We start from the raw sequence: 462 nt of genomic DNA, 5'->3' as shown, positions 1-462 counted from the left end.
CAATCATGCCGACCAAGGGGTAGTTGTGAATGGTGCTGACCAATTCCATATCGCCCAAACGGCCTTTGAGCTGCTCTTTGACACTGGCTGCCAATTCTTCAGGAGACATTTTTTTGATGGTGTCCGCCTTGTCGCTATCGACGGTAATGACGGTGTTGGTCAGGTGTTCTTCCAAAGGCAGCAGGGCGATGGTGCGGCCGTAGTGGAAGCATTCGTAAGCGGTATGCTGGTTGGACAGGGTATGCTTCATGCGGCAGACGAACATGGTGCGGCTGTAATCGTGCATATCGGAGGAAATACCCAGTTGTCGGCGGGTTTGGGAGAAGCGGCTGTCTGCTGCTAAGAGTAGGCGACCGCTCAAAACTTCGCCGTTTTCCAAGATGACTTGGGCTTCGTCTTCGGAAGTTTTGACTTCTTTGACGCCCGTGCCGGTCAGAATAGTGACGTTGTCCAGTTTGGATA

General features: G+C 52.6%; 1 pseudogene. It reads right to left on the bottom strand.

The annotated features are described in order from the left end of the window. A pseudogene (locus ACTHUR_RS20295) lies at nt 1-462 on the bottom strand (5-demethoxyubiquinol-8 5-hydroxylase UbiM); the annotation flags it as partial.

Source organism: Neisseria sp. P0021.S007 (assembly GCF_051956855.1).
This window is presented reverse-complemented; position numbering and strand designations above follow the sequence as displayed.